This is a genomic window from Burkholderia pyrrocinia, from assembly GCF_001028665.1.
GTDB lineage: Bacteria > Pseudomonadota > Gammaproteobacteria > Burkholderiales > Burkholderiaceae > Burkholderia > Burkholderia pyrrocinia.
This window is the reverse complement of sequence record NZ_CP011503.1, coordinates 1,844,972-1,868,700: the sequence shown is the minus strand read 5'-3', so window position 1 is coordinate 1,868,700 and position 23,729 is coordinate 1,844,972. Positions and strand designations below refer to the sequence as shown.

The window sequence follows — 23,729 nt, the reverse complement described above, 5'->3', positions numbered from 1 at the left end:
CCGTTCAGCTCGCCGCGAGCGCCTGGCGCAGCGCGGCCAGCACCGGTGCGCCGTCCGGCCGCACGCCGCGCCAGATGAAGAACGATTCGGCCGCCTGCTCGACGAGCATCCCGAGCCCGTCGGCCGTGCGCGCGCCGAGCGACGCCGCATGCTGCATGAACACGGTCGGCTGCGCGCCGTACATCATGTCGTACGCCAGCGTGCCCGCGCCGAACGCGGCCGCGTCGCAGTCCGGCAGCGCGGCGTCGAGGCTGCCGGCCGTCGCGTTGACGATCACGTCGTACGGCTCCGCGCGCACCACGTCGGGACCGCCGCCCGCGAGCGTGCAGCCCGCATCGTGCGCGGCCTGCATGAACTGGCCGACGAGCGCCTCGGCCTTGCTTGCGGTGCGGTTCACGATCGTGATCGACAGCGGCGCGCGGTCGAGCAGCGGCAGCACGACACCGCGCGCGGCGCCACCCGCGCCGAGCAGCAGGATGCGCGCGCCCGCGAGCGACACGCCGAGATTCGCTTCGATGTCGCGCACGAGGCCGACACCATCGGTGTTGTCGCCGTGGATGCGGCCGTCGGCATCGATGCGCAGCGTGTTCACCGCGCCCGCCGCCGCCGCGCGCGGCGACAGCGTGTCGGCAAGCGCATGCGCCTCGAGCTTGAACGGCACCGTCACGTTCGCACCGCGGCCGCCTTCGGCGACGAACGCGCGCACGGCCGCTTCGAAGCCGTCGACCGGTGCGAGCCGGTGCGCGTACTCGATCGCCTCGCCGGTCTGCGCGGCGAACTGCGCGTGGATGAACGGCGACTTGCTGTGCGCCACCGGGTTGCCGAACACTACGTAGCGGTCGGCGCCGCTCGTCGACGCAACCGCGTTCATGATGCGCGCCCCTCTTCGCTGTCGTTGCCGCTCGCGGCTTCGCCGCCCTCGCCTGCCGCCGCGCCGTCCGCTTCGGCCAGCGCTTCCGCCTCGGTTTCCGCCGTGGCGTCTTCCGCGTCGATCAGCGTGTCGTCGCCGCCTTCGGCGTCATCCTCTTCCTCGGCCGCATCGCCGCTCGTCACGGTCGGCGCGTCGAGCACGTTCAGCAACCGCACCGATGCCTCGATCGTCAGCTCGTCGAGCGACATCACGTCGAGCAGCACGCGCGTGCCGCGCGCATGCACGCCGAGCCCCGGCACGTGCAGCAGCAGCGGAATTTCCTCGAGGCGCACGAGATCGCCCTTCACGACGCTCGCGACGACCTGCTTCTTCTGCTCCTGCGCGAGCCAGCGCAGGCACCAGAAATATTCCATCCGGCGCTGGTAGTCGGCGTAGGCCGTGTAGGTGTCGTCGAAGCCCTGCACGACCGCGTACAGGTCGGCGTCCTTCGGCTTGAACGGCGCGGCGAGCTTGGCGGTGACGCCATGCTGCACGCATGCGAGCAGCTGCCACTGGTTCACGAGGTCGACGTAGCGACGCAGCGGCGACGTGCTCCATGCGTACTGCGGCACACCGAGGCCTTCGTGCGGCGCGGCCGACGTCTGCATCCGCGTACGTTTCGGGCCCGGTGCGCCGAAACCGCGCTGCGAGCGGTAGATGCCGGGCACCGTGTGGTCGTGCAGGAACGCGCCCCAGGTCGAGTTCGCGAGGATCGCGAGCTCCGACACGATCAGGTCGAGCGGCGAACCGCGACGGCGCGGCGTGATCGACACGTGCTCGCCGTCGACGTAGAAGTTGTAGTCGGTGTTGCGCTGCACTTCGCGCTTCAGGCCGTAGCCCGCGCGCGCGAGCTGGCGCTTCTCGAACAGCGCCTGCGCGAGCGGCCACAGCACGGCGATGTCGTCCTTGTGCGGATAGTCGCCGGTGCCGGCCGCGAGCGTCTCTTCGTTGACGAGCTCGTCGAGCGTGTTGTGACGCAGGTTGTTCTTCACGAACACGAGTTCGGCGCGCGTCTCGTTCGCGACGATGTCCTGCGTTTCGCGGTTGACGATGATGTACAGCGACAGCGCCGGGCGGTAATCGCCCTCCTTCAGCGTGAACACGTCGACGACGTCGTCCGGCAGCATCGTGATCTTGTCGCCCGGCATGTAGACGGTCGACAGGCGCGTGCGCGCGATCGCATCGACCGCGTCGCCGCGCACGATGCCGAGCGCCGGCGCCGCGATGTGCACGCCGATCCGCACACGGCCGTCGGACAGGTGTTCGACCGAGAACGCATCGTCGATTTCGGTCGTCGTGATGTCGTCGATCGAGAACGCCTCGACGTTCGCGCGCGGCAGGTCGTCCGGCAGCGCGCCGACCGCGACGGGCGGAAAACCCGTGCCGTGCGGGAAGAACTCCGCGAGGAAGCGCGCCTCGTGCAACGCACGCGGCGACGCGATGCCGCCGCAGTCGAGCATCAGCCGCGCGGGCGACACGCCGCGCGCACCGGCCGCCGCTTCCAGCGCCTTGTATTCGATCGCGTTCTTGTCCGGCCGCGTCAGCAGCCCGAGCACCTTGCCCGCGAACGCTTCCGGCAGCTTGCCGGCCTTCAGTTCCTCTTCGTACTGCGCCTGGACGAGCGCCTGCTGGCGCTTGCGCTCGAGCGACGCGAGCGCCATCTTGAGCTGCTCTTCCGGCGCACGCTGGTACTGGCCGCGCCCCTTGCGGCGGAAGTAGACGGGCGAACCATGCAGCCGCAGCACCAGCGCAGCGCGCTCGACCGGGCCGTACGTCGCGCCGAAGTACTCCTCGGCCAGCGCCGTATACGCGAACTCGTCGGCCGGCGCGCATTCCCACAGGAAATCCAGATCGATCTGCTGCGCGGTCGTGTCGGCCTCCTGCATCAGTTCGCCCGCGGCCGGCTTGTCGAATTCGATCAGCACGTCTTTCGCGCGCACCTTCGCCCGCCGCCCGCCGGGCAACTCGACCTGAAATGCGTCGCCCTGGCGCGACAGCACGCTGCCCGCCTTGAAACTGCCCGATTCCTCGAAGAAAACGTTCACTCAGTACTCTCGTTCAGACTGCCGGGCGCCGCGTCGGCGGCGCCGCATGATGATAGGGATTCGATCGGCGCGCTGCCGGTTTATCGCGCTTTTCCGTCGCAAAACGCGAGAACGTCGTCGACATAGTCGGCAAATTCGCTGATGCCGTGATCGCTGCCTTCGATCACGCGCGTTTTCGCGCCCGGGTAATGGGCCAGCATCTCGCGGTAGTCGAGCACTTCGTCGCCGGTCGCCGCGAACAGATAGTAGCGTTCGGCGCGCGTGATCGCCGGCACGCGCAGTGCGTCGAGCTCGTGCAGGTGGTGGCGCTCGACGACGATCGTGCCGCCGCCGTGCCACAGCGGCTGTTCGCCCAGATGCTGCTCGAGATCGCGCTGCGGCACGATGGCCGGATTCAGCAGCACGGCCTTCCAGCCGTGCTTTTCGGCGAGCCACGTGGCGTAATAGCCGCCGAGCGAGCTGCCGATGACGGTCACGTCGCGCGCACCGGCAACCTCGGCTTCCGCAACGGCGATCGCGTCGAGCGGCGACACGGACAGCGACGGGCACCGCCACTCGTCCGTGCGGCCGAGTTCGGCCATGCGTGCGGCGAGCAGCCGCGACTTCTGCGATTCCGGCGACGACCGGAAGCCGTGCAGGTACAGGATCACGTGCGGCTCCCGAGCGCATCGAGCAGCTTCTGGTGCACGCCGCCGAAGCCGCCGTTGCTCATCACGAGCACGTGGTCGCCCGGACGCGCAGCCTCGACGACAGCCTTCACCAGCACGTGCAGGTCGTCGTACGCGCGCGCTTTGTCGCCGAGCGGCGCGAGCGCCTCGCCGAGATTCCAGCCGAGCGCGTCGCGCCCGGTCGGCGCGCCGTAGCCGAACACGAGATCGGCATCGGCCAGGCTCGCCGGCAATTGCGACTTCATCACACCGAGCTTCATCGTGTTCGAGCGCGGCTCGAGCACCGCGAGGATGCGGGCATTCTGACTGCCGATACGCGCACGAAGGCCGGCGATCGTGGTGTCGATCGCGGTCGGATGGTGCGCGAAGTCGTCGTAGACGGTCACGCCGTCCACGCTGCCGCGCACTTCCATGCGGCGCTTCACGTTGCGGAACGAAGCGAGCGAGGCGGCAGCCTGCGCGGGCGGCACGCCGACGTGGCGCGCGGCGGCAATCGCCGCGAGCGCGTTCATCCGGTTGTGGTCGCCCTGCACCTGCCACGCGACTTCGCCGACGCGCTCCGCGTGCGAATACACGGCGAAGCGCTCGTCGACCGGCACGCCGTCCTCGGCCGGCAGCGCCTGCCAGCCGCCATCGACGCCGAACCGCTCGACCTCGCTCCAGCAGCCGCGCGCCAGCACGCGCTCGAGCGCGTCCGAGCGGCCGTTCGTGACGATCCGGCCGACACCGGGCACGGTGCGCACGAGGTGGTGGAATTGCGTCTCGATCGCGGCGAGATCCGGGAAGATGTCAGCGTGATCGAATTCAAGGTTGTTCAGCACCGCGGTGCGCGGCCGGTAGTGGACGAACTTCGAGCGCTTGTCGAAGAACGCCGTATCGTATTCGTCGGCCTCGATCACGAAGAAGCTCGAATCGGTGAGCCGCGCCGACACGCCGAAGTTCAGCGGCACGCCGCCGATCAGGAAGCCCGGGTTCAGGCCCGCGTCTTCCAGCAGCCACGCGAGCATCGACGACGTGGTCGTCTTGCCGTGCGTGCCGGCGACCGCGAGCACCCATTTGCCGGCCAGCACGTGCTCGCCGAGCCACTGCGGGCCCGACACGTACGGCAGGCCGCGATCGAGGATCGCCTCCATCAGCGGATTGCCGCGCGTGACGACGTTGCCGATCACGAACAGGTCCGGTTTCAGGTCGATCTGTTCGGCGCCGTAGCCCTCGATCAGCGTGATGCCCTGCGCCTCGAGCTGCGTGCTCATCGGCGGATAGACGCCCGCGTCGCAACCCGTCACCGTGTGGCCCGCCTCGCGCGCGAGTACGGCGAGACCGCCCATGAAGGTGCCGCAGATGCCAAGAATGTGGATGTGCATAGATGAATGCTTTCGCGCCGCCGGGCGCCGTCGATTCGGAAAAGATGCGTCTGCGGCGCGCCGGACAGGCCGTGCGACCGGCGCTCGTCGCCGCGACACAAAGAGCAGTATTGTAACTGACGGCCTGCCATGCCCGGCGGCCCGAACGATGCATGCAAACGCCGCCGGTGCGCCGGGCGGCAGGCCGCCGCAGCCGCGCTCTGGCGCTGCGGCGATCTAGTATGATTGCCGGATCATGTCTCGCAAACCTCTTGTCGACCCGCGGCGCGTCCGCGAGGAAATCGCCCAGTCCGCCGCCCGCCTGATCGCGGAGGACGGGCTGGACTACGCCAGCGCGAAACGCAAGGCCGCACGCCAGTTGCTGGGTGATTCTCGCGTTGCCGGTGAATGGCTGCCGGATAACGACCAGATCGAGGAAGAACTCCGCGAGTACCTCGCGCTGTTCCAGAGCGACACGCAGCCGGACGAACTGCGCCTGCTGCGCGAGATCGCGCTCGACTGGATGCGCCGGCTCGCCGAGTTCCGTCCGTATGTGACGGGCGCCGTGCTGAACGGCACCGCGAACGCGCATTCGGACATCCATTTGCAGGCATTTACCGACAACCCGAAGGATGTTGCGATCTACCTGCTGAACCAGAACGTCCAGTACGACGTATCCGAGACGCGGCACTTCGCGGGCCGCGGCGATGTCGAGACGCTCAGTTTCCTGTGGCGCCCGCGGCGCGACGTGGACGCGATCGGCATCCACCTCGCGCTTTATGCGAGCGACGACCTGCGCGGCGCGGTCAAGGCCGACTCGCGCGGCCGTGTCGCCCGCGCGGATGCCGCCGCGCTGCGCGCGCTCGTCGAAGCAGGCAAAGCCCCTTCCGAACCGGAATGATTCAACGATGATGATGAAACGCATGTTGGCGCTCGCGGTGGTCGCGGCCGCCGCCGTCGCCGGCGGAGTCGCCGCCGGCCATTGGTTCCGCGGCACGGCCGACGACGGCGTCGCCGTCGCCGCGCCCGCCGCACAGGGCAGCCCGGTCGACCAGTTGTGGGCGGCGTCGCTGACGAGTGTCGACGGCAAGCCGGCCACGCTGGCCGCCTTCAAGGGCCAGAAGGTCGTCGTCAATTTCTGGGCGTCATGGTGCGGCCCGTGCGTCGAGGAGATGCCCGAGCTCGTCGCGCTGTCGCACCAATACAAGCAGAAAGGCATCCGTTTCATCGGGATCGGCGTCGATTCCGATCAAAACGTGAAGACCTTCCTGCAGAAAGTGAAGGTCGACTACCCCATCTTCGTCAGCGGTTATGCGGGCGCAGATCTGGCCCGTAATTTCGGAAATACCGCTGGCGCGTTGCCGTTTACGGTCGTCATCGACGAAACCGGCAAGATTCGCGAGACAAAATTAGGACAAATCCAGCCGGCCGAGCTGAAAAAGACCCTCGACGCGCTGTAACCCGCCTGAACGGCGGCCCGCACGTTGGCGGCGATTTGTGCGTCGATCGACGCAATTTCGCGTGAATTCGCCGATACTTTGCGTCCGCATCGGTAATTCTTGCGGGTCCGACGCGCCCGGCCGTTCGGCAAAACTAGACAAATTTCTCTAAATAGCGCTAAAGTTCGCGCAATTCCGCAGAAATAGAAGCGACCATGACACGATTGCTGGTGCTGCACGGCCCCAACCTGAACCTTCTCGGCACCCGGGAACCGGAGGTGTACGGCCGCGTCACGCTGGCGCAGATCGATCAGGCGCTTGCCGCGCGCGCCCGGGAAGCCGGCGCCGAACTGTCGTCGTTCCAGAGCAACCATGAAGGCGCGCTGGTCGACCGCATCCAGGCCGCGCGGGAGGAACAGACCGATTTCATCCTGATCAATCCGGCCGCGTATACGCACACGAGCGTCGCGATCCGGGACGCGATCGCCGGCGTTGGCATCCCGTTCGTCGAGGTTCATTTGTCGAACGTGCATCGCCGCGAAGCGTTCAGGCACCACTCCTACTTTTCCGACCAGGCCGAAGGCGTGATCTGCGGGCTCGGCTGGAAAGGTTATCTGTACGCGCTCGAGTACGCGCTGGACAAGCTGCAAGGCACGTCGCGCGGCTGAATTCGCGATCTAGATTCAGCGCCGGCCCCTAACCGGCGCTTTCACGTATTGAAAGGGGAATTCCCGATGGATCTTCGTAAGCTGAAAACTCTGATCGACCTCGTTTCCGAATCCGGCATCTCCGAGCTGGAAGTGACGGAAGGCGAAGGCAAGGTGCGCATCGTCAAGAACGCGCCGCCGGTCTACGTGCAGCCGACGGCTGGGTATGCCCCGCAATTCAGCGCGCCCGCTCCGTCGGTCGCGCTGCCGGCCGAAGGTGCCGCTGCGCCGGCAGCCGGCGCCGCAGCCGCGCCGGCCGTCCCGCAGGGCCACGTCGTGACGTCGCCGATGGTCGGCACGTTCTATCGCGCGCCGTCGCCGGGCGCGGACCCGTTCGTCCAGGTCGGCGACACGGTCAAGGAAGGCCAGACGATCTGCATCATCGAAGCGATGAAGCTGCTCAACGAGATCGAGTCGGACAAGGCTGGCGTGATCAAGGAAATCCTCGTCGAGAACGGCCAGGCCGTCGAATACGGCCAGCCGCTTTTCGTGATCGGCTAAGTCCGCCGCGCGGCTAACCCGGCCGCGCGCCGCCGATGCTCGCCAGGCGCCGTTCGCGCGCCCCTCGAAGAGACGAATACTCGCTATGTTTGAAAAAATCCTCATTGCCAACCGCGGTGAAATCGCGCTGCGCATCCAGCGCGCGTGCCGCGAGCTCGGCGTCAAGACGGTGGTCGTCTACTCGGAAGCCGACAAGGAAGCCAAGTACGTGCGCCTCGCGGACGAAGCCGTCTGTATCGGCCCGGCCCCGTCGAACCTGAGCTACCTGAACATGCCGGCGCTGATCAGCGCCGCGGAAGTCACCGACGCCGAGGCGATCCACCCCGGCTACGGCTTCCTGTCGGAGAACGCCGATTTCGCGGAACGCGTCGAGCAGTCGGGCTTCACGTTCATCGGCCCGCGCCCGGAAACGATCCGCATGATGGGTGACAAGGTCACCGCCAAGCAGACGATGATCAAGACCGGCGTGCCGTGCGTGCCGGGCTCGGAAGGCGCGTTGCCGGACGATCCGAAGGAGATCGTCAAGATTGCGCGCGCGATCGGCTACCCGGTCATCATCAAGGCGGCAGGCGGCGGTGGCGGGCGCGGGATGCGCGTCGTGCACACCGAGGCCGCGCTCGTCAACGCGGTCAACATGACCCGCGAGGAAGCCGGCCGTGCGTTCGGCAACCCGCAGGTGTACATGGAGAAGTTCCTCGAGAACCCGCGCCACATCGAGATCCAGGTGCTGTCCGACGCGTACAAGAACGCGATCTGGCTCGGCGAGCGCGACTGCTCGATGCAGCGCCGTCACCAGAAGGTGATCGAGGAAGCGCCGGCGCCCGGCATTCCGCGCCGCCTGATCGACCGCATCGGCGACCGCTGCGCGGACGCGTGCAAGAAGATGGGCTACCTCGGCGCGGGCACGTTCGAATTCCTGTACGAAAACGGCGAGTTCTACTTCATCGAGATGAACACGCGCGTACAAGTCGAGCACCCGGTGTCGGAACTGATCACGGGCGTCGACATCGTGCAGGAGCAGATCCGCATCGCGGCCGGCGAGAAGCTCGCGCTGCGCCAGCGCGACATCCAGTTCCGCGGACATGCGATCGAATGCCGGATCAACGCAGAAGATCCGTTCAAGTTCACGCCGTCGCCGGGCCGGATCACGTCGTGGCATACGCCGGGCGGCCCCGGCGTGCGCGTCGACTCGCACGCCTACAATGGTTATTTCGTGCCGCCGAACTATGATTCGATGATCGGCAAGCTGATCACCTACGGCGCGACCCGCGAGCAGGCGATCAGCCGGATGCGCATCGCGCTGTCGGAGATGGTCGTCGAAGGCATCCAGACCAACATCCCGCTGCACCGCGAGCTGATGATCGATTCGAAGTTCGTCGAAGGCGGCACCAGCATCCACTACCTCGAAAACCGGCTCGCGCAGAAGCAGCAGGTCGCACCGGAAGAAGCGTAAGCATGAGTTATCGCGAACTCGTCGTCGAACTGGCCCGTGAGCATGCGGAGGCACTGTCCGACGCGCTGCTCGACCTCGGCGCGCTGTCGGTGTCCGTCGAGGACGCCGACGCCGACACGCCCGACGAACAGCCGCTCTTCGGCGAGCCCGGCCTCGTGCCCGATCGCACCGCGTGGCAGCACTCGCGCGTGGTCGCACTGCTGTCGCCCGACCATGAGCCGGCCGTGCTGCTCGCGGCCGCCGCGAACGAGATCGGCCTCGCCGGCGCGCCGAAGTTCGACGTCCGCGAAGTCGAGGAACAGGACTGGGTGCGGCTCACGCAATCGCAGTTCGAGCCGATCCCGATCGGCGAGCGGATCTGGGTCGTGCCGTCGTGGCACGACGCGCCCGATCCCGACGCGCTCGTACTCGAACTCGACCCCGGCCTCGCGTTCGGCACCGGCAGCCATCCGACCACGCGCCTTTGCATGGAATGGCTCGAACAGTCGGTGAAGCCCGGCCAGTCGGTGCTCGACTACGGTTGCGGCTCCGGCATTCTCGCGATCCTCGCGAAGAAATGCGGGGCGAACCCCGTCATCGGCATCGACATCGATCCGCAGGCGGTCGAATCGGCGCGGCAGAACAGCGAGCGCAACCGGGCGGAAGTCACGTACGGGCTGCCCGATGCGTGCCCGGACGGCGAATTCGACATCGTCGTCGCGAACATCCTGTCGAACCCGCTGAAGCTGATGGCATCGATGCTGGCGTCGAAGGTCAAACCGGGCGGGCGCATCGCGCTGTCGGGCGTGCTCGCGCGCCAGGCGGACGAAGTCGCGGCCGTCTATGCGCGCTACATCGACATCTCGGTCTGGCGCGAACACGAAGGTTGGGTATGCCTCGCCGGAACCCGGCGGGAAAGCCATTAGAATAGCGCTGTCCTTCACTCTGGCCAGCAGGCCGCCCGGCTCGACATGCTTCTTGCGACGCGCTGCCCTCATTGCGAAACCGTCTTCCGGCTGCAGCAGGAACAGCTCTCGCTGCATCAAGGGCTCGTGCGCTGCGGGCATTGCCACGAAGTCTTCAACGCATCGGAATCGCTCGTCCCCGAGCACGCGCAGCAGCCCGAACCGGCATTGACCGAAACGGCTGCCGCGCCGCACGACGGCGACGCGCACCACCCGGCCGCGCCCGCACGACTGTTCACGGCCGACGCGCCGGCCGGGTCGCCGTCCGACCTCGACTACAAGCCGGAAGGCTGGGACATGTGGGCGCCTTGGCTCGACGCCGGCGTCGATCCGTCGTTGCAGCACAACGTGCAGACCGTGCGCACCGAACCGCTGGTGCCGGTCGCGCTCCCGTCCACCGACGCCGGCGTCGTTCACCTGTCGGGTACGCCCGCGTCGTTCCCGTCCCCGGCCGAGCTGGACGCATCGGCTGACGCCGCGCAACCGACCGAACCGCATTCGAAGCAGACGGAACAGGAAACCGAAGCAGCGCCCGTGCCCGTCGATCGCGACCCGCACGAGCCCCGCTTCGTCGCCCACACTCCATCGGAAGCAGAAGCCGCTACCAACGACGCCGAACCCGTGGGCAACGCGCACTTCGCAGTGCCGGACGACGAGCGCGCTCCGCGCGAACCGCGTTTTGCGTTCACGCCGGCGCCGGCCGTAACCGCACCCGAAACCGGATCCGAACCCGATGCCGTCACCCGGCACGAAAAAACGCCTGCCGCGCCCACCGACACGCCCGCCGCGCCGTTCCCGGCCGCGCTGACCGACGACGATCGCCCGCACTTCGCCGTCACACGCGAGACGCGCGCGCCGCAGCGGCGCGGGTTGCTCGGCGGCTTTTTCGGCGGCCTCGTCGCCGCGGTGCTGGCCGTGCTGCTCGTCGCGCAACTCGCGTGGTGGCAACGTGAAACGCTGATGATCTACTGGCCCGTAACGCAGGGCTGGTTCCGTCAGGCCTGCGCGCCGCTCGGCTGCACGGTCGCGCCGCCGCGCGCGATCGACGGCCTGCGGCTCGACGCGACCGACCTGCGCCAGCTCGACGGCCCGCGCGTGCTCGAGCTGAAGGTGCCGCTGACGAACCGCTACCACGTCGCACTCGCGTACCCGTCGCTCGAACTGACGCTGCTCGACGACACCAATCACGTCACCGTGCGCCGCGTGCTCGCGCCGCGCGACTACGTGCGCCCGGGCACGCCGATCGACGCCGGGCTGCCGCCCGGCACGACGCAGACGATGGTCGTCCGCATCGAAACGAACGGCGCGCCCGCCTCGAATTTCCGCGTCCAGATCTTCTATCCGTGACGCGCCGCGGCGCGCGCCTGCGCGCCCGTCTCAACCCGCGCGCCCAAGCGGCGCGCTATTTCGGAGCACGAACATGAGCAAAGTTACGCTGGGTGGCAACCCGATCGATCTCGCCGGCACGTTCCCGGCCGTCGGCGCCCAAGCCGCCGATTTCAAGCTGGTCGGCAAGGATCTCGCCGACCTGTCGCTCGCCAGCTTCGCCGGCAAGCGCAAGGTGCTGAACATCGTGCCGAGCCTCGACACGCCGACCTGCGCGACGTCGACCCGCAAGTTCAACGAAGCCGCGTCGTCGCTCGACAACACGGTCGTGGTGGTCGTGTCCGCCGACCTGCCGTTCGCCGCCACGCGCTTCTGCACGACCGAAGGCCTCGCGAACGTCGTGACGGCTTCGACGTTCCGCACTGGCCGCGCATTCGCGAACGCATACGGCGTCGACGTGACGAGCGGCCCGCTGAACGGCCTGACCGCACGTGCCGTCGTCGTGCTCGACGCGCAGGACAAGGTGATCCACGCGGAACTCGTCGGCGAAATCAAGGACGAGCCGAACTACGACGCCGCGCTCGCCGCACTGAAGTAACCCGCTGCCGCCCGGCCCTGCCGCGCGAGGCCCGACGGGCCCTCCGCGCCGGCCGGGCGGCCGCTTCCCTTTGCTCTCTACAGGAACGCACGCCTTGACTACGCTGATTTGCGGCTCGCTCGCCTACGACAACATCATGACCTTCGAAGGTCGGTTCCGCGAGCACATCCTGCCCGACCAGGTTCACCTTCTCAACGTGAGCTTCCTCGTGCCGACGATGCGACGCGAATTCGGCGGTTGCGCGGGGAACATCGCTTACGCGCTCCACATGCTCGGCGGCGACGCGCGCATCATGGCGACGGTCGGCGCGAACGACGCGGACCGCTATCTCGAACGCCTCGACGGCCTCGGCCTGTCGAAGGCCAGCGTGCGCGTGGTGCCGGAAACGCACACCGCGCAGGCGATGATCACGACCGATCTCGACAACAACCAGATCACCGCATTCCACCCTGGCGCGATGATGCAGTCGCACCTGAACCGCGCGGACGAAGTGGCGGGCGTGAAGCTCGGCATCGTCGCGCCGGACGGCTTCGACGGGATGGTCCAGCACGCCGAACAGTTCGCGAAGGCCGGCATCCCGTTCGTCTTCGATCCGGGCCAGGGCCTGCCGCTGTTCGACGGTGCGACGCTGCGCCGCATCATTGAACTCGCGACGTTCGTAGCGGTCAACGACTACGAAGGCAAGCTCGTCAGCGACAAGACGGGCTGGTCCGAACAGGAAATCGCCAGCCGGGTTCAGGCGTTGATCATCACGCGCGGCGAGCACGGCTCTACCATTCTTCACAAAAACGGCGAAGAACAGATTCCCGTCGTGGGTGCCGAGCGTGTCGTCGATCCGACCGGCTGCGGCGATGCCTTCCGGGGCGGCCTGCTGTACGGCATCGAGAATGGCCTCGACTGGGCAACCACGGGCCGCCTCGCGAGCCTGATGGGCTCGATCAAGATCGCCCACCAGGGGCCCCAGACTTACGTACTGACGCGCGCCGAAATCGATGCGCGCTTCGAGGCTGCATTCGGTTACAGTCTCAAATGAATATTGTGGGAGAGCAAAGATGTTGACGAAAAAAACCCTCACGCTCGCGGCCATGCTGACGGCCACGCTGACCCTCGCCGGCTGCTTCACGGCCCCCGGTTCGGCAGATGTCTATAGCGTCGGCCAGGCGCAGCGCGAACAGACGGTCCGCATGGGCGTGGTCGAAAGCGTCCGTGCGGTGCGCATCCAGTCCGACGGCGGCGGCAGCGCGATCGGCACGCTCGGCGGCGGCGCACTCGGCGCAGTCGCAGGCAGCGCGATCGGCGGCGGCAAGGGATCGATCCTGACGGCGATCGCCGGCGGCCTCGTCGGCGCGGTCGCGGGCAACGCGGTCGGCGAAAACCTCAGCACGGCGAACGGTGTCGAAATCACCGTGCGCCTCGACAACGGCGACCTGCGCTCGATCACGCAGGCAGCGAGCGGCGAAGCGTTCCGCGCCGGCGAGCGTGTGCGACTGCTGTCGAGCGGCGGCGTCACGCGCGTCACGCACTAACCAGGTACCTCAGCACGCGGCGCAAGCCGCGGTCGAACGCATGTGCGAAGCTGCACATGCGTTTTTTTTCGTCCGTACTCGCCGCGGCCGGCACATGGGCGTATACGGACGAAAAAAATCCCGCCACCTGAGCCAGATGGCGGGACTGATTGAGTAGCGCTACTCAACCCACGGACACCACGTGAGTGTCCGGGTGGTGCTGGTCAGCCGCGATTACGGACGGCTGCCGGTCGGGAACGGCCATGCCGCTGCCGGATTGAGCGCGGTCTTCACGCCCGATGCCGGCGCAACCGATGCGGTCGACGCGGTCGTTGCCGGCGCAGCCTTCTTCACGACGGCCTTCTTCGGAGCAGCAGCCTTCTTCGCAGGCGCAGCAGCCTTCGTCGCCGGAGCGGCAGCCTTCTTCGCAGGGGCGGCCTTCTTGGCAGGCGCAGCCTTCTTCGCAGCAGCCTTCTTCGCAGGCGCAGCCTTCTTCGCGGCGGCCTTCTTGGCAGGCGCGGCCTTCTTCGCAGCAGCCTTCTTAGCCGGTGCAGCCTTCTTCGCAGCAACCTTCTTCACTGCGACTTTCTTGGCTGCAACCTTTTTCGCAGCGGCCTTCTTGGCCGGCGCTGCCTTCTTCGCAGCAACCTTCTTCACTGCGACTTTCTTGGCTGCGACCTTCTTGGCTGCAACCTTCTTCGTTGCGACCTTCTTCGCGGCGGCCTTCTTCGCCGGTGCTGCCTTCTTCGCGGCAACCTTCTTCACCGCGACCTTCTTCGCAGCAACCTTCTTCACTGCAGCGGCCTTCTTCGCCGGAGCAGCAGCCTTCTTCGCAACGGTCTTCTTGGCAGCAACCTTCTTAGCAGCCGGTTTCTTCTTGGCGGTAGCCATGTTGTTCTCCTTCAGGTTCAGATGAGAGTCAGTTCAAACTACACCCTTCGTCAAAACCCGCTTCCCGCGGACGCTGTTCAGGACGTGCGCTTCGAAGCGGGCTATTCATCGGCGTACGCGGATACCGCGCGCTTACGCTAATGAATACGGTATGGCGCGCGTGGCCCCATGGCCTCGCGCGCCAAATCAAGTCGGTAGCCGGCGCACCTCGCGCCGCTACCCCTAATCGCTTGATCAAGCGGACCGCCACACGGCTGTCCGCTTTATCCGGAGGGAAGTTTGCCCATCCCACTGAAGGGTTCGCAAAGTGCCGGTCGTATCGTTGGGCCGCTAAGGCACCGGGCATGCTTTGCATCAGGCGTTCTTGCTCCTAAACCTTGGGCCGGGGCCGAGAGGCCGCCGGCTGCTCCATCATGTAACGGGTTCGCTGCTGCGGGTTATTCCCAGGACAGCGCGCCCCCCGTCTGATACTCGATCACACGCGTCTCGAAGAAGTTGCGCTCCTTCTTCAGGTCGATCATCTCGCTCATCCACGGGAACGGGTTTTCCTCGTTCGGGTACAGCGGATCGAGGCCGATCTGCTGGCAACGGCGGTTGCTGATGAAGCGCAGGTAGCTCTTGAACATCGACGCGTTCAAGCCCAGCACGCCGCGCGGCATCGTGTCCTCGGCGTAGCGGTATTCGAGTTCGACAGCCTGCTTGAACAGCTCGCGGATCTCGGCGCGGAATTCCGCGGTCCAGAGATGCGGGTTCTCGAGCTTGATCTGGTTGATCAGGTCGATACCGAAGTTGCAGTGCATCGACTCGTCGCGCAGGATGTACTGATATTGCTCTGCAGCACCCGTCATCTTGTTCTGGCGGCCGAGTGCGAGGATCTGCGTGAACCCGACATAGAAGAACAGGCCTTCCATGATGCAGGCGAACACGATCAGCGACTTCAGCAGCTTCTGATCCGCTTCGAGCGTGCCGGTCTTGAAGGCCGGGTCGGTCAGCGTGTGGATGAACGGGATCAGGAATTCGTCCTTCGCGCGGATCGACGTGACCTCGTGGTACGCGTTGAAGATCTCGCCTTCGTCGAGACCGAGCGATTCGACAATGTATTGGTACGCGTGCGTGTGGATCGCCTCTTCGAACGCCTGGCGCAGCAGGAACTGCCGGCACTCGGGCGCCGTGATGTGGCGGTACGTGCCGAGCACGATGTTGTTCGCCGCGAGCGAATCGGCCGTCACGAAGAAGCCGAGGTTGCGCTTCACGATGCGGCGCTCGTCCTCGGTCAGACCGTTCGGGTCCTTCCACAGAGCGATGTCGCGGGACATGTTGATTTCCTGCGGCATCCAGTGGTTCGCGCAACCGGCCAGATACTTTTCCCACGCCCACTTGTACTTGAACGGCACCAGCTGATTAACGTCAGTCTGGCCGTTGATGATGCGCTTGTCGGCGACATTGACCCGGGCTTCCGAACCGCCGGCGGGAACAGCCGATGCCTGCGGCGGCACCGCAAGATCGCCTTCGAAAATGTCGCGGACCTGATGGGCGGCAGGCGACGCAGCCTGCATTCCGACAGCCACTCCTGCGGGGGCGCGCATCGCGTTGTGCTGCGCTCCGCTCGCGGGAGTTACGGCAGTCTTCTCGTCATCCCAGTTGAGCATAAATTCTCACCATCAATTTAGAACGGTTTGTACCATCTTTTCCTGAGCGATAAAAGGGTTCGCTCACGAAAAATCCTTTTTTCGATTCGCGTTGCGACCTCGATACAACACTTTGAGCAACGCATCGTCGTTCATGCAGAGCGCGACGTGTGTCGCGCGTGTATCGCGAGGTGCGCTCGACGCATCGAACGCTGATCGAAACGCGACGTCGTCGGGGATGTTTCGATCGCTTGTCACTGCCTGCAACGCAGGTGCCGCGTTACAGATTCCTTATCATTTTTTTAGTTGAGAGCGGCGCACACTTCAACCTCGATCGGTCGTCGTGCGCGCCGCCCGGCACATCTTCAGGTCAGGCGCGCTGCGTTACTGGCACGCTTCGCATTCGTCGAAGCCCGGATCGCCCGGACGCATCGTGCACACCGGACCGTCGGCCTCGACCGGCGCGAGCGCCGCCGCTGCACCGATCGCGCCCGACGACGCGTTGCCGCCCGCCGCACCGAAGCCGCCTGCCGCGCCTTGCGCGCCGCCGCTGCTCGAACCGCCACCCGTCGGCACTGCATTCAGCGCGCCGTGTGCGACCGTCGACTTCTCGACGTGCGTCGCCGCCATCGTGCGGAGGTAGTAGGTCGTCTTCAGGCCGCGCAGCCATGCGAGCTTGTAGACCTCGTCGAGCTTCTTGCCCGACGCGCCGCCCATGTAGATGTTCAGCGACTGCGCCTGGTCGATCCACTTCTGGCGACGCGATGCCGCTTCGACCAGCCACGTCGGGTCGACTTCGAACGCGGTCGCGTAGATCGCGCGCAGGTCGGCCGGGATGCGGTCGATGCGCGACAGCATGCCGTCGAAGTACTTCAGGTCGGCGACCATCACTTCGTCCCACAGGCCGCGGTCCTTCAGGTCGCGAACGAGGTACTCGTTCACCACCGTGAATTCGCCCGACAGGTTCGACTTCACGTACAGGTTCTGGAAGGTCGGCTCGATGCATGCCGACACGCCGATGATGTTCGAGATCGTCGCCGTCGGCGCGATCGCGACGCAGTTCGAGTTGCGCATGCCGTGCGCGGCGATCCGCGAACGCAGCGTCGTCCAGTCGAGCGACTCCGACGTGTCGACCTCGACGTAGCCGCCGCGCGCTTCGGCCAGCAGCTTCAGCGTGTCCTGCGGGAGGATGCCGCGATCCCACAGCGAGCCGCGGTAGCTCGAGTAGCGGCCGCGTTCCTCGGCCAGTTCGGTCGACGCGTGGTACGCGTAGTAGCAGACCGCTTCCATCGAACGATCGGCGAACTCGACCGCCGCTTCCGACGCGTACGGCGTGCGCAGCAGGTGCAGGCAGTCCTGGAAGCCCATGATGCCCATGCCGACCGGACGGTGCTTCAGGTTCGAGTTACGCGCCTTCGGCACCGCGTAGTAGTTGATGTCGATCACGTTGTCGAGCATGCGCATCGCGACGCTGATCGTGCGCTTCAGCTTGTCGTGGTCGAGCGCGTAGCTGCCGTCGGCCTGCTTCACCAGGTGGGCGACGAGGTTCACCGAGCCGAGGTTGCACACCGCGATTTCGGTGTCGCTCGTGTTCAGCGTGATTTCCGTGCACAGGTTCGACGAGTGGACGACGCCGACGTGCTGCTGCGGCGAGCGCACGTTGCACGGATCCTTGAACGTGATCCACGGGTGGCCCGTCTCGAACAGCATGCCGAGCATCTTGCGCCAGAGCTGCGCCGCCGGGATCTTCTTGAACAGCTTGATCTCGCCGCGCGCGACCTTCTCTTCGTAAGCCGTGTAAGCCTTCTCGAAATCGGCGCCGAACTTGTCGTGCAGGTCCGGGCAGGTCGACGGCGAGAACAGCGTCCAGTCGGTGCCTTCCATCACGCGCTTCATGAACAGGTCGGGAATCCAGTTCGCCGTGTTCATGTCGTGCGTACGGCGGCGATCGTCGCCCGTGTTCTTGCGCAGCTCGAGGAATTCCTCGATGTCGAGGTGCCAGGATTCGAGGTACGCGCAGACCGCGCCCTTGCGCTTGCCGCCCTGGTTGACCGCGACGGCCGTGTCGTTCACGACCTTCAGGAACGGCACCACGCCTTGCGACTTGCCGTTCGTGCCCTTGATATGCGAGCCGAGTGCGCGCACGCGCGTCCAGTCGTTGCCGAGACCGCCGGCGAACTTCGACAGCAGCGCGTTTTCCTTCAGCGCCTCATAGATGCCGTCGAGATCGTCCGCGACCGTCGTCAGGTAGCACGACGACAGCTGCGAGCGGTGGGTGCCCGAGTTGAACAGCGTCGGCGTCGAGCTCATGAAGTCGAAGCTCGACAGCACGTTGTAGAACTCGATCGCGCGCGTTTCGCGGTCGATCTCGTTCAGCGACAGGCCCATCGCGACGCGCATGAAGAATGCCTGCGGCATTTCGATGCGGGTGCCTTCGACATGCAGGAAGTAGCGGTCGTACAGCGTCTGCAGGCCGAGGTAGCCGAACTGCAGGTCGCGGTTCGCGTCGAGCGCTTCACCGAGGCGCTTCAGGTCGAACTGCAGCAACTTGTCGTCGAGCAGGCCGGCGTCGACGCCGCGCTTCAGGAACTGCGGGAAGTATTCCGCGTAGCGGGCCGACATCTCTGCCTGCACCACTTCCTCGCCGAGGATCTCGCGACGGATCGTGTGCAGCAGGATGCGGGCCGTGACCTGGCTGTATGCCGGATCCTTCTCGATCATCGTGCGCGCAGCGAGGATCGCCGAGTCGTAGACCTGGCTCATCGGCACGCCGTCGTACAGGTTCTTCACCGTCTCCGCGACGATCGGCTCAGGGTTAACCGCAGCGCCGAGGCCATCGCACGACGACACGATCAGCGCGCGCAGCGCGTTCAGGTCGAGCGGGCGCGAAACGCCGTTGTCGACGACGTTGATGCCGGTGCTCGACTCGCCGCCTGCCGCCGCTGCTTCCTCGCCTGCATGCTGGCGCTCGAGGTGACGCTTCTCGCGATACAGCACGTACGCACGCGCGACGTTGTGCTCGCCGCCGCGCATCAGCGCGAGTTCGACCTGATCCTGGATGTCTTCGATATGGAACGTACCGCCGTTCGGGCGGCTGCGCACGAGCGCGCGCACGACGCTGTGCGTCAGTTGTTCGACCTGCTCGCGTACGCGCGCCGATGCCGCGCCCTGCCCGCCGTTGACGGCCAGGAAAGCCTTGGTCACCGCGATCGCGATCTTCGAAGGCTCGAACGATACGACGCTGCCGTTGCGGCGGATCACCTTGTAGTCGGCGAACGTAGCCTGCGGCGCGAGCGCCTTCGCGCCCTGTTCGGTCCCGCCGAGCGGACGGCTCGAGGCGCTCTCGTACTGGGACGTCGCGTTGTCGGTGGTTTGCATGTGCAAAGCTCCTGGTGTTGGATGGTGCGGAGAGAACCGCGGATTAAAACGAACGCTGCGCAATGCGGTGCGCGAGCGGTAAGAGGCGAGCGATACGCCGGGGAAGCCGGTTCGGTCGATGCGCGACAACCGAGCCGGTCGTGTGCTTCGTCATGTGTACCCTGCCCCGTCGAAGTTCGCTGCGCTGATCGCGACGCCCGGACCGCCCGGCCTGACGCGCCGCCCTGAGAACCCTGTCCGCCGGCGTTGCCCGCCGGCCGGTGCCGCTCGGGTTTTCCCCTGCGACACACACTATATCTAGTGCAGAACTGCTCAACTGGCACCAAGTATAGTGGACATTCGGACGACGTCCAAACGGATAATTTGCGGTGAAGGTCTTGACATCGCTCACGCGCCGACACGACAAGGCATTGGTCGGAGAAAAAACTTTCTCCGATCAAAAAACCCCGCGATCAGTGCTGACGGAAAGGAAAGTATCCGGCGGAAAAACCGGCATCGCTCGCGAAGCGTTGCCAATCGAAGTGCGGGCCCGGGTCGGTCTTGCGGCCCGGCGCGACGTCCGAGTGCCCCGCGAATGCGTCGACCGGATAACGTGCGGCGAGCGCACGGGAGAGCGCGGCGAGCATCGCGTACTGCGCGTCGTCAAACGGCACGTCGTCCGCGCCTTCGAGCTCGATGCCGATCGAGAAGTCGTTGCAGCGCGGCCGGCCGAAGAATTCGGACGAGCCCGCATGCCACGCGCGCTCGTCGCACGACACGAACTGCACGAGTTCGCCGCTGCGGCGGATCAGGAAGTGCGCGGACACGCGCACGCCGCGCAGGTGGCTCTGGTAATAGGGGTGTGCATCGCAATCGAGGCGATTCAGGAACAGCGCCTCGATCGCGTCGCCGCCGAATTCGCCGGGCGGCAGGCTGATATTGTGGACGACCACGAGCGTCGGCACCGCACCCGCGGGCCGCGCCTCGAAGTTCGGCGACGGTGCATGGCGCGCTTCGCGCACCCAGCCGTTCGCGTCGACCGACAACGGCGGCGCGTCGCTCATCGTGCGTCGTGACCGCTCGCGCGCGCGGCGTGGCGCTGTGCGTGCTCGGCGCTGCAGAAGTATTCGCCGCCCGCGGCGACGGCGTCGCCCTTCGGTGCATGCACGCCGCATTCGGCGCAGCGCACCATCGGTTCGGGCAGCGACCGCGCGTTGCCATTCGGGCGCGCAGCGCCGGCACCCGGCGCGCCGTCGTCACCCGCGCCGCGGCCGCTGCGCGCCTGCGCGTGCTCCTGGGCCTGGCGCACCTTGCGCGCGAGCCACGAGCCGGCGAAGAAGAGAAGAATCAGGAGAAGAATCTGTCGCATCGGAAACCTGCGGTCAAACCACGGAACGGTGCAGCAGCACCTCGAAAACGAACCGGCTGCCGACATACGCGAGCAGCAGCGCGGCGAACGACACGAGCACCCAGCGCGCGGCGCCGCGCCCGCGCCAGCCCGACGTCTTGCGGGCGACCAGCAGGCCGCCGAACATCAGCCACGACAGGATCGCGAACACGGTCTTGTGATCGAGCCGCAGCGCGCGCGCGTCGACCTGCTCGCTGAACAGGATGCCCGACGCGAGCGTCAGCGTGAGCAGCACGAAGCCGGCGCCGATCAGGCGGAACAGCAGCTTCTCGAGCGTGAGCAGCGGCGGCAGCGTTTCGAGCCAGCTCGCGATCCAGCCCGTCGAGCCGTCGCGCCCGCCGTTGCGCAGCGATTGCAGGCGCCGCTCGACCATCAGCATCAGGATCGCGTGCAGCGCGGCGATCGCGAACAGGCCGTACGCGATGTTCGCGATCAGGAAGTGCAGCTTGAACAGCGGTGCTGCGGCATAAGGAAGCACCCGCACGCCGCCGAACACGAGCGGCAGCAGCGACGCGCCGCACGCAAGCGGCAGCACCAGCAGGCGCAGGCTGTCGAGCGGGAAGAAAAAGCTCTCGATCCAGTAGATGCCGGCGCCGAGCCAGAACATCGCGGACAGCGCGAACGCGAAGCCGAACACCATCGCGTCGTTCGGAAAAATCGTCGTGTGGAGCAGCACGCCATGCGCGACGAGCGCGGCGAACAGCAGCGCGCGACCGGCCCCGCTCATCCCGGACGCGGCGGACGCGGGAACCGGCACGGCCGGCACGCTCGCGACGAGCGGCGTCGCGCCCTGGCGGTGCGTGCGCCAGCCTGCGACGGCGAGGCCGCCGTACAGGAATGCGGTGAGGGCATACAGTACAATATCCATGTTCGAAGTTTACACTAGGCCCCCTTCCCGCGACGGCTCCCTTTATTCGGTTCCGCCGCGCCTTCGGGCCCCACTGTCCATCGCTCCCCATGCTCGACAATCTCACTCAACGGATGGCGCGCGTCGTCAAGACGCTGCGCGGCGAGGCCCGCCTCACCGAGGCGAACACGCAGGAGATGCTCCGCGAGGTGCGTCTCGCGCTGCTGGAGGCCGACGTCTCGCTGCCGGTCGTCCGCGAATTTATCGCCAAGGTCAAGGAAAAGGCGCTCGGCGAAGAAGTGATCAGCAGCCTGTCGCCGGGTCAGGCGCTCGTCGGCGTGGTCCAGAAGGAACTGACCGCCGTGATCGGCGGCGACTACGAAGGCAAGGCCGCCGAGCTGAACCTCGCGGTCACGCCGCCCGCCGTGATCCTGATGGCCGGCCTGCAGGGTGCGGGCAAGACCACGACCGTCGGCAAGCTCGCGAAGCTGCTGCGCGAGAAGTACAAGAAGAAGGTGCTGACCGTGTCGTGCGACGTGTATCGCCCGGCCGCGATCATGCAGTTGAAAACGGTGAGCGAACAGGTCGGCGCCGACTTCTTCCCGTCGACGCCGGACCAGAAGCCCGTCGACATCGCGATCGCGGCCGTCGACTGGGCGAAGCGCCACTACCATGACGTGCTGATCGTCGACACGGCCGGCCGCCTCGGCATCGACGAGGCGATGATGCAGGAAATCGCCGCGCTGCACGGCACGCTGAAGCCGGCCGAAACGCTGTTCGTCGTCGACGCGATGCTCGGCCAGGATGCGGTCAACACCGCGAAGGCGTTCAACGACACGCTGCCGCTCACCGGCGTCGTGCTGACCAAGCTCGACGGCGATTCGCGCGGCGGCGCCGCGCTGTCGGTGCGCCACATCACGGGCAAGCCGATCAAGTTCGTCGGCGTCGCCGAGAAGCTCGACGGCCTCGAGGTGTTCCACCCCGACCGGATGGCGAACCGGATCCTCGGCATGGGCGACATCCTCGCGCTCGTCGAGGAAGCGCAGCGAGGCGTCGACGTGCAGGCCGCGCAGAAGCTCGCCGACAAGGTCAAGAAAGGCGGCGACTTCGACCTGAACGACTTCCGCGCGCAGATCTCGCAGATGAAGAACATGGGCGGCCTGTCGTCGCTGATGGACAAGCTGCCCGCGCAATTCCAGCAGGCGGCGGCCGGCGCCGACATGGGCCAGGCCGAGAAGCAGATCCGCCGGATGGAAGGGATCATCAGCTCGATGACGCCCGCCGAGCGCGCGAAACCCGAAATCATCAAGGCGACGCGCAAGCGCCGCATTGCGGCCGGCGCGGGCGTGCCGGTGCAGGAAGTCAACCGGATGCTGAACCAGTACGACCAGATGCGTACGATGATGAAGAAGCTGAAGGGCGGCAACATGCAGAAGATGATGCGCGGCCTGAAGGGCATGATGCCCGGCATGCGCTGATTCCGCCCGTCGGCCGGCGCGCGGGTTTTTGCTGTAGCGCGCGCCGTCCGTTCTGCTTCATTCTTATTTGTATACCGACTGCCCGCCAGAACACATGAACCGCGAAGAAGCCCTCCACATTTTCGACCACTCCGAAGAGATCGTCTCGGCCGACGCCGTCAATGCGTCGATCGCCCGGATGGCCGACGCGATCCGCGCCGAGATCGGCGATGCGTTCCCGCTCGTTCTCTCGGTGATGGGCGGCGCCGCGGTGTTTACCGGGATGCTGCTGCCGCATCTCGATTTCCCGCTCGAATTCGACTACATCCACCTGACCCGCTACCGCAACACGACGCAGGGCAGCCCCGAGATGCACTGGCGCGTGGCACCCCGCGAATCGGTGAAGGACCGCATCGTGCTCGTGCTCGACGACATCCTCGACGAAGGCGAGACGATGGCCGCGATCCGCGACCGCATCCTCGACATGGGCGCGCAGCGTTTCATGTCGGCCGTGCTGTGCGAGAAGACGCTCGCGAAGGCCAAACCGCTGCACCCCGACTTCTGCGGCTTCTCGGTGCCGGACCGCTACGTGTTCGGCTGCGGGATGGATGCGAAGGGCTACTGGCGCAACCTGCCGACGATCCGCGCGCTGACCACGAACGTCTGATCGCCGCCCTGCCCGCCGTATAAATAGAAAGCGGC

23 protein-coding genes are annotated in these 23,729 nt (G+C 66.4%); 12 read left to right on the top strand and 11 right to left on the bottom strand.

The features are described from left to right. Positions 1 to 4 precede the first annotated feature (4 nt). From aroE to mpl, 4 genes are all read right to left on the bottom strand, one after another. On the bottom strand, positions 5 to 871 hold the full coding sequence (gene aroE, locus ABD05_RS08645) for a shikimate dehydrogenase (RefSeq protein WP_047899761.1): 867 nt from the start codon (positions 869 to 871) through the stop codon (positions 5 to 7). After that, a complete protein-coding gene (locus ABD05_RS08640) occupies positions 868 to 2,955 on the bottom strand; it encodes an RNB domain-containing ribonuclease (protein ID WP_047899760.1) in 2,088 nt (695 codons plus the stop codon). The genes aroE and ABD05_RS08640 overlap by 4 nt, the downstream gene beginning before the upstream one ends. Before the next feature lie 80 nt (positions 2,956 to 3,035). After that, the gene (locus ABD05_RS08635; protein ID WP_047899759.1) at positions 3,036 to 3,605 is read right to left on the bottom strand and encodes a YqiA/YcfP family alpha/beta fold hydrolase; all 570 of its coding nucleotides are present in this window, start codon (positions 3,603 to 3,605) and stop codon (positions 3,036 to 3,038) included. Beyond that, positions 3,602 to 4,987: a UDP-N-acetylmuramate:L-alanyl-gamma-D-glutamyl-meso-diaminopimelate ligase gene (gene mpl, locus ABD05_RS08630; RefSeq protein ID WP_047899758.1), complete on the bottom strand. Its 1,386-nt coding sequence runs from the start codon at positions 4,985 to 4,987 to the stop codon at positions 3,602 to 3,604. The genes ABD05_RS08635 and mpl overlap by 4 nt, the downstream gene beginning before the upstream one ends. A gap of 235 nt (positions 4,988 to 5,222) precedes the next feature. On the opposite strand from mpl, the gene ABD05_RS08625 reads away from it, so the two are divergent. From ABD05_RS08625 to ABD05_RS08580, 10 genes are all read left to right on the top strand, one after another. Further along, a complete protein-coding gene (locus ABD05_RS08625) occupies positions 5,223 to 5,867 on the top strand; it encodes a hypothetical protein (protein ID WP_047899757.1) in 645 nt (214 codons plus the stop codon). A 7-nt stretch (positions 5,868 to 5,874) separates the two neighbouring features. Next, a complete protein-coding gene (locus ABD05_RS08620) occupies positions 5,875 to 6,426 on the top strand; it encodes a TlpA family protein disulfide reductase (protein WP_047899756.1) in 552 nt (183 codons plus the stop codon). Positions 6,427 to 6,620: 194 nt separating this feature from the next. After that, positions 6,621 to 7,073 (top strand): type II 3-dehydroquinate dehydratase, encoded by a 453-nt coding sequence (gene aroQ / locus ABD05_RS08615; protein WP_011350880.1) that lies wholly within the window; start codon positions 6,621 to 6,623, stop codon positions 7,071 to 7,073. Positions 7,074 to 7,139: 66 nt separating this feature from the next. After that, positions 7,140 to 7,613, top strand: a complete 474-nt coding sequence (accB, locus tag ABD05_RS08610) for an acetyl-CoA carboxylase biotin carboxyl carrier protein (protein ID WP_047899755.1) — start codon at positions 7,140 to 7,142, stop codon at positions 7,611 to 7,613. Positions 7,614 to 7,698: 85 nt separating this feature from the next. Further along, positions 7,699 to 9,066 (top strand): acetyl-CoA carboxylase biotin carboxylase subunit, encoded by a 1,368-nt coding sequence (gene accC / locus ABD05_RS08605; RefSeq protein ID WP_047899754.1) that lies wholly within the window; start codon positions 7,699 to 7,701, stop codon positions 9,064 to 9,066. A 2-nt stretch (positions 9,067 to 9,068) separates the two neighbouring features. Then, the gene (prmA, locus tag ABD05_RS08600) at positions 9,069 to 9,971 is read left to right on the top strand and encodes a 50S ribosomal protein L11 methyltransferase (RefSeq protein ID WP_047899753.1); all 903 of its coding nucleotides are present in this window, start codon (positions 9,069 to 9,071) and stop codon (positions 9,969 to 9,971) included. A gap of 45 nt (positions 9,972 to 10,016) precedes the next feature. Further along, on the top strand, positions 10,017 to 11,357 hold the full coding sequence (locus tag ABD05_RS08595; RefSeq protein ID WP_047899752.1) for a zinc-ribbon and DUF3426 domain-containing protein: 1,341 nt from the start codon (positions 10,017 to 10,019) through the stop codon (positions 11,355 to 11,357). 73 nt (positions 11,358 to 11,430) lie between these two features. After that, a complete protein-coding gene (gene tpx, locus ABD05_RS08590; RefSeq protein WP_034182673.1) occupies positions 11,431 to 11,934 on the top strand; it encodes a thiol peroxidase in 504 nt (167 codons plus the stop codon). Between the two features lie 94 nt (positions 11,935 to 12,028). Beyond that, complete coding sequence (locus tag ABD05_RS08585; protein WP_047899751.1) at positions 12,029 to 12,967, top strand: carbohydrate kinase family protein; 939 nt, start codon at positions 12,029 to 12,031, stop codon at positions 12,965 to 12,967. Positions 12,968 to 12,986: 19 nt separating this feature from the next. Continuing rightward, positions 12,987 to 13,460, top strand: coding sequence for an outer membrane lipoprotein (locus ABD05_RS08580; RefSeq protein ID WP_047899750.1), 474 nt, complete (start codon positions 12,987 to 12,989; stop codon positions 13,458 to 13,460). A 213-nt stretch (positions 13,461 to 13,673) separates the two neighbouring features. On the opposite strand, the gene ABD05_RS08575 is transcribed toward ABD05_RS08580, so the two are convergent. The 7 genes from ABD05_RS08575 to ABD05_RS08550 form a co-directional block, all read right to left on the bottom strand. Then, complete coding sequence (locus ABD05_RS08575; protein WP_047899749.1) at positions 13,674 to 14,330, bottom strand: histone H1-like DNA-binding protein; 657 nt, start codon at positions 14,328 to 14,330, stop codon at positions 13,674 to 13,676. A gap of 28 nt (positions 14,331 to 14,358) precedes the next feature. Next, positions 14,359 to 14,685: a hypothetical protein gene (locus tag ABD05_RS35910; RefSeq protein ID WP_082146071.1), complete on the bottom strand. Its 327-nt coding sequence runs from the start codon at positions 14,683 to 14,685 to the stop codon at positions 14,359 to 14,361. 82 nt (positions 14,686 to 14,767) lie between these two features. Continuing rightward, positions 14,768 to 15,979 (bottom strand): ribonucleotide-diphosphate reductase subunit beta, encoded by a 1,212-nt coding sequence (locus ABD05_RS08570; protein WP_047899748.1) that lies wholly within the window; start codon positions 15,977 to 15,979, stop codon positions 14,768 to 14,770. Positions 15,980 to 16,342: 363 nt separating this feature from the next. Next, positions 16,343 to 19,336, bottom strand: a complete 2,994-nt coding sequence (locus ABD05_RS08565; protein ID WP_047899747.1) for a ribonucleoside-diphosphate reductase subunit alpha — start codon at positions 19,334 to 19,336, stop codon at positions 16,343 to 16,345. Positions 19,337 to 19,788: 452 nt separating this feature from the next. Next, positions 19,789 to 20,379 (bottom strand): 1,6-anhydro-N-acetylmuramyl-L-alanine amidase AmpD, encoded by a 591-nt coding sequence (gene ampD, locus ABD05_RS08560; RefSeq protein ID WP_047899746.1) that lies wholly within the window; start codon positions 20,377 to 20,379, stop codon positions 19,789 to 19,791. Continuing rightward, positions 20,376 to 20,684, bottom strand: a complete 309-nt coding sequence (locus ABD05_RS08555; protein ID WP_047899745.1) for a PP0621 family protein — start codon at positions 20,682 to 20,684, stop codon at positions 20,376 to 20,378. The genes ampD and ABD05_RS08555 overlap by 4 nt, the downstream gene beginning before the upstream one ends. A 13-nt stretch (positions 20,685 to 20,697) precedes the next feature. Next, a complete protein-coding gene (locus ABD05_RS08550) occupies positions 20,698 to 21,591 on the bottom strand; it encodes a cytochrome C assembly family protein (RefSeq protein WP_047899744.1) in 894 nt (297 codons plus the stop codon). An 89-nt stretch (positions 21,592 to 21,680) separates the two neighbouring features. Here ABD05_RS08550 and ffh point away from each other — a divergent pair, with 89 nt between their 5' ends. Continuing rightward, positions 21,681 to 23,048, top strand: coding sequence for a signal recognition particle protein (gene ffh / locus ABD05_RS08545; protein ID WP_047899743.1), 1,368 nt, complete (start codon positions 21,681 to 21,683; stop codon positions 23,046 to 23,048). 94 nt (positions 23,049 to 23,142) lie between these two features. Then, a complete protein-coding gene (locus ABD05_RS08540; RefSeq protein WP_047899742.1) occupies positions 23,143 to 23,694 on the top strand; it encodes a hypoxanthine-guanine phosphoribosyltransferase in 552 nt (183 codons plus the stop codon). Positions 23,695 to 23,729: the final 35 nt, after the last annotated feature.

Bases quoted from the DNA above. Each gene is read 5' to 3' on its own strand.
- aroE (WP_047899761.1), bottom strand. From the start codon at position 871: ATGAACGCGGTTGCGTCGACGAGCGGCGCCGACCGCTACGTAGTGTTC.
- mpl (WP_047899758.1), bottom strand. From the start codon at position 4,987: ATGCACATCCACATTCTTGGCATCTGCGGCACCTTCATGGGCGGTCTC.
- ABD05_RS08625 (WP_047899757.1), top strand. From the start codon at position 5,223: ATGTCTCGCAAACCTCTTGTCGACCCGCGGCGCGTCCGCGAGGAAATC.
- ABD05_RS08620 (WP_047899756.1), top strand. From the start codon at position 5,875: ATGATGATGAAACGCATGTTGGCGCTCGCGGTGGTCGCGGCCGCCGCC.
- aroQ (WP_011350880.1), top strand. From the start codon at position 6,621: ATGACACGATTGCTGGTGCTGCACGGCCCCAACCTGAACCTTCTCGGC.
- accB (WP_047899755.1), top strand. From the start codon at position 7,140: ATGGATCTTCGTAAGCTGAAAACTCTGATCGACCTCGTTTCCGAATCC.
- accC (WP_047899754.1), top strand. From the start codon at position 7,699: ATGTTTGAAAAAATCCTCATTGCCAACCGCGGTGAAATCGCGCTGCGC.
- prmA (WP_047899753.1), top strand. From the start codon at position 9,069: ATGAGTTATCGCGAACTCGTCGTCGAACTGGCCCGTGAGCATGCGGAG.
- ABD05_RS08595 (WP_047899752.1), top strand. From the start codon at position 10,017: ATGCTTCTTGCGACGCGCTGCCCTCATTGCGAAACCGTCTTCCGGCTG.
- tpx (WP_034182673.1), top strand. From the start codon at position 11,431: ATGAGCAAAGTTACGCTGGGTGGCAACCCGATCGATCTCGCCGGCACG.
- ABD05_RS08580 (WP_047899750.1), top strand. From the start codon at position 12,987: ATGTTGACGAAAAAAACCCTCACGCTCGCGGCCATGCTGACGGCCACG.
- ABD05_RS08575 (WP_047899749.1), bottom strand. From the start codon at position 14,330: ATGGCTACCGCCAAGAAGAAACCGGCTGCTAAGAAGGTTGCTGCCAAG.
- ABD05_RS35910 (WP_082146071.1), bottom strand. From the start codon at position 14,685: ATGCAAAGCATGCCCGGTGCCTTAGCGGCCCAACGATACGACCGGCAC.
- ABD05_RS08570 (WP_047899748.1), bottom strand. From the start codon at position 15,979: ATGCTCAACTGGGATGACGAGAAGACTGCCGTAACTCCCGCGAGCGGA.
- ABD05_RS08565 (WP_047899747.1), bottom strand. From the start codon at position 19,336: ATGCAAACCACCGACAACGCGACGTCCCAGTACGAGAGCGCCTCGAGC.
- ampD (WP_047899746.1), bottom strand. From the start codon at position 20,379: ATGAGCGACGCGCCGCCGTTGTCGGTCGACGCGAACGGCTGGGTGCGC.
- ABD05_RS08555 (WP_047899745.1), bottom strand. From the start codon at position 20,684: ATGCGACAGATTCTTCTCCTGATTCTTCTCTTCTTCGCCGGCTCGTGG.
- ABD05_RS08550 (WP_047899744.1), bottom strand. From the start codon at position 21,591: ATGGATATTGTACTGTATGCCCTCACCGCATTCCTGTACGGCGGCCTC.
- ffh (WP_047899743.1), top strand. From the start codon at position 21,681: ATGCTCGACAATCTCACTCAACGGATGGCGCGCGTCGTCAAGACGCTG.
- ABD05_RS08540 (WP_047899742.1), top strand. From the start codon at position 23,143: ATGAACCGCGAAGAAGCCCTCCACATTTTCGACCACTCCGAAGAGATC.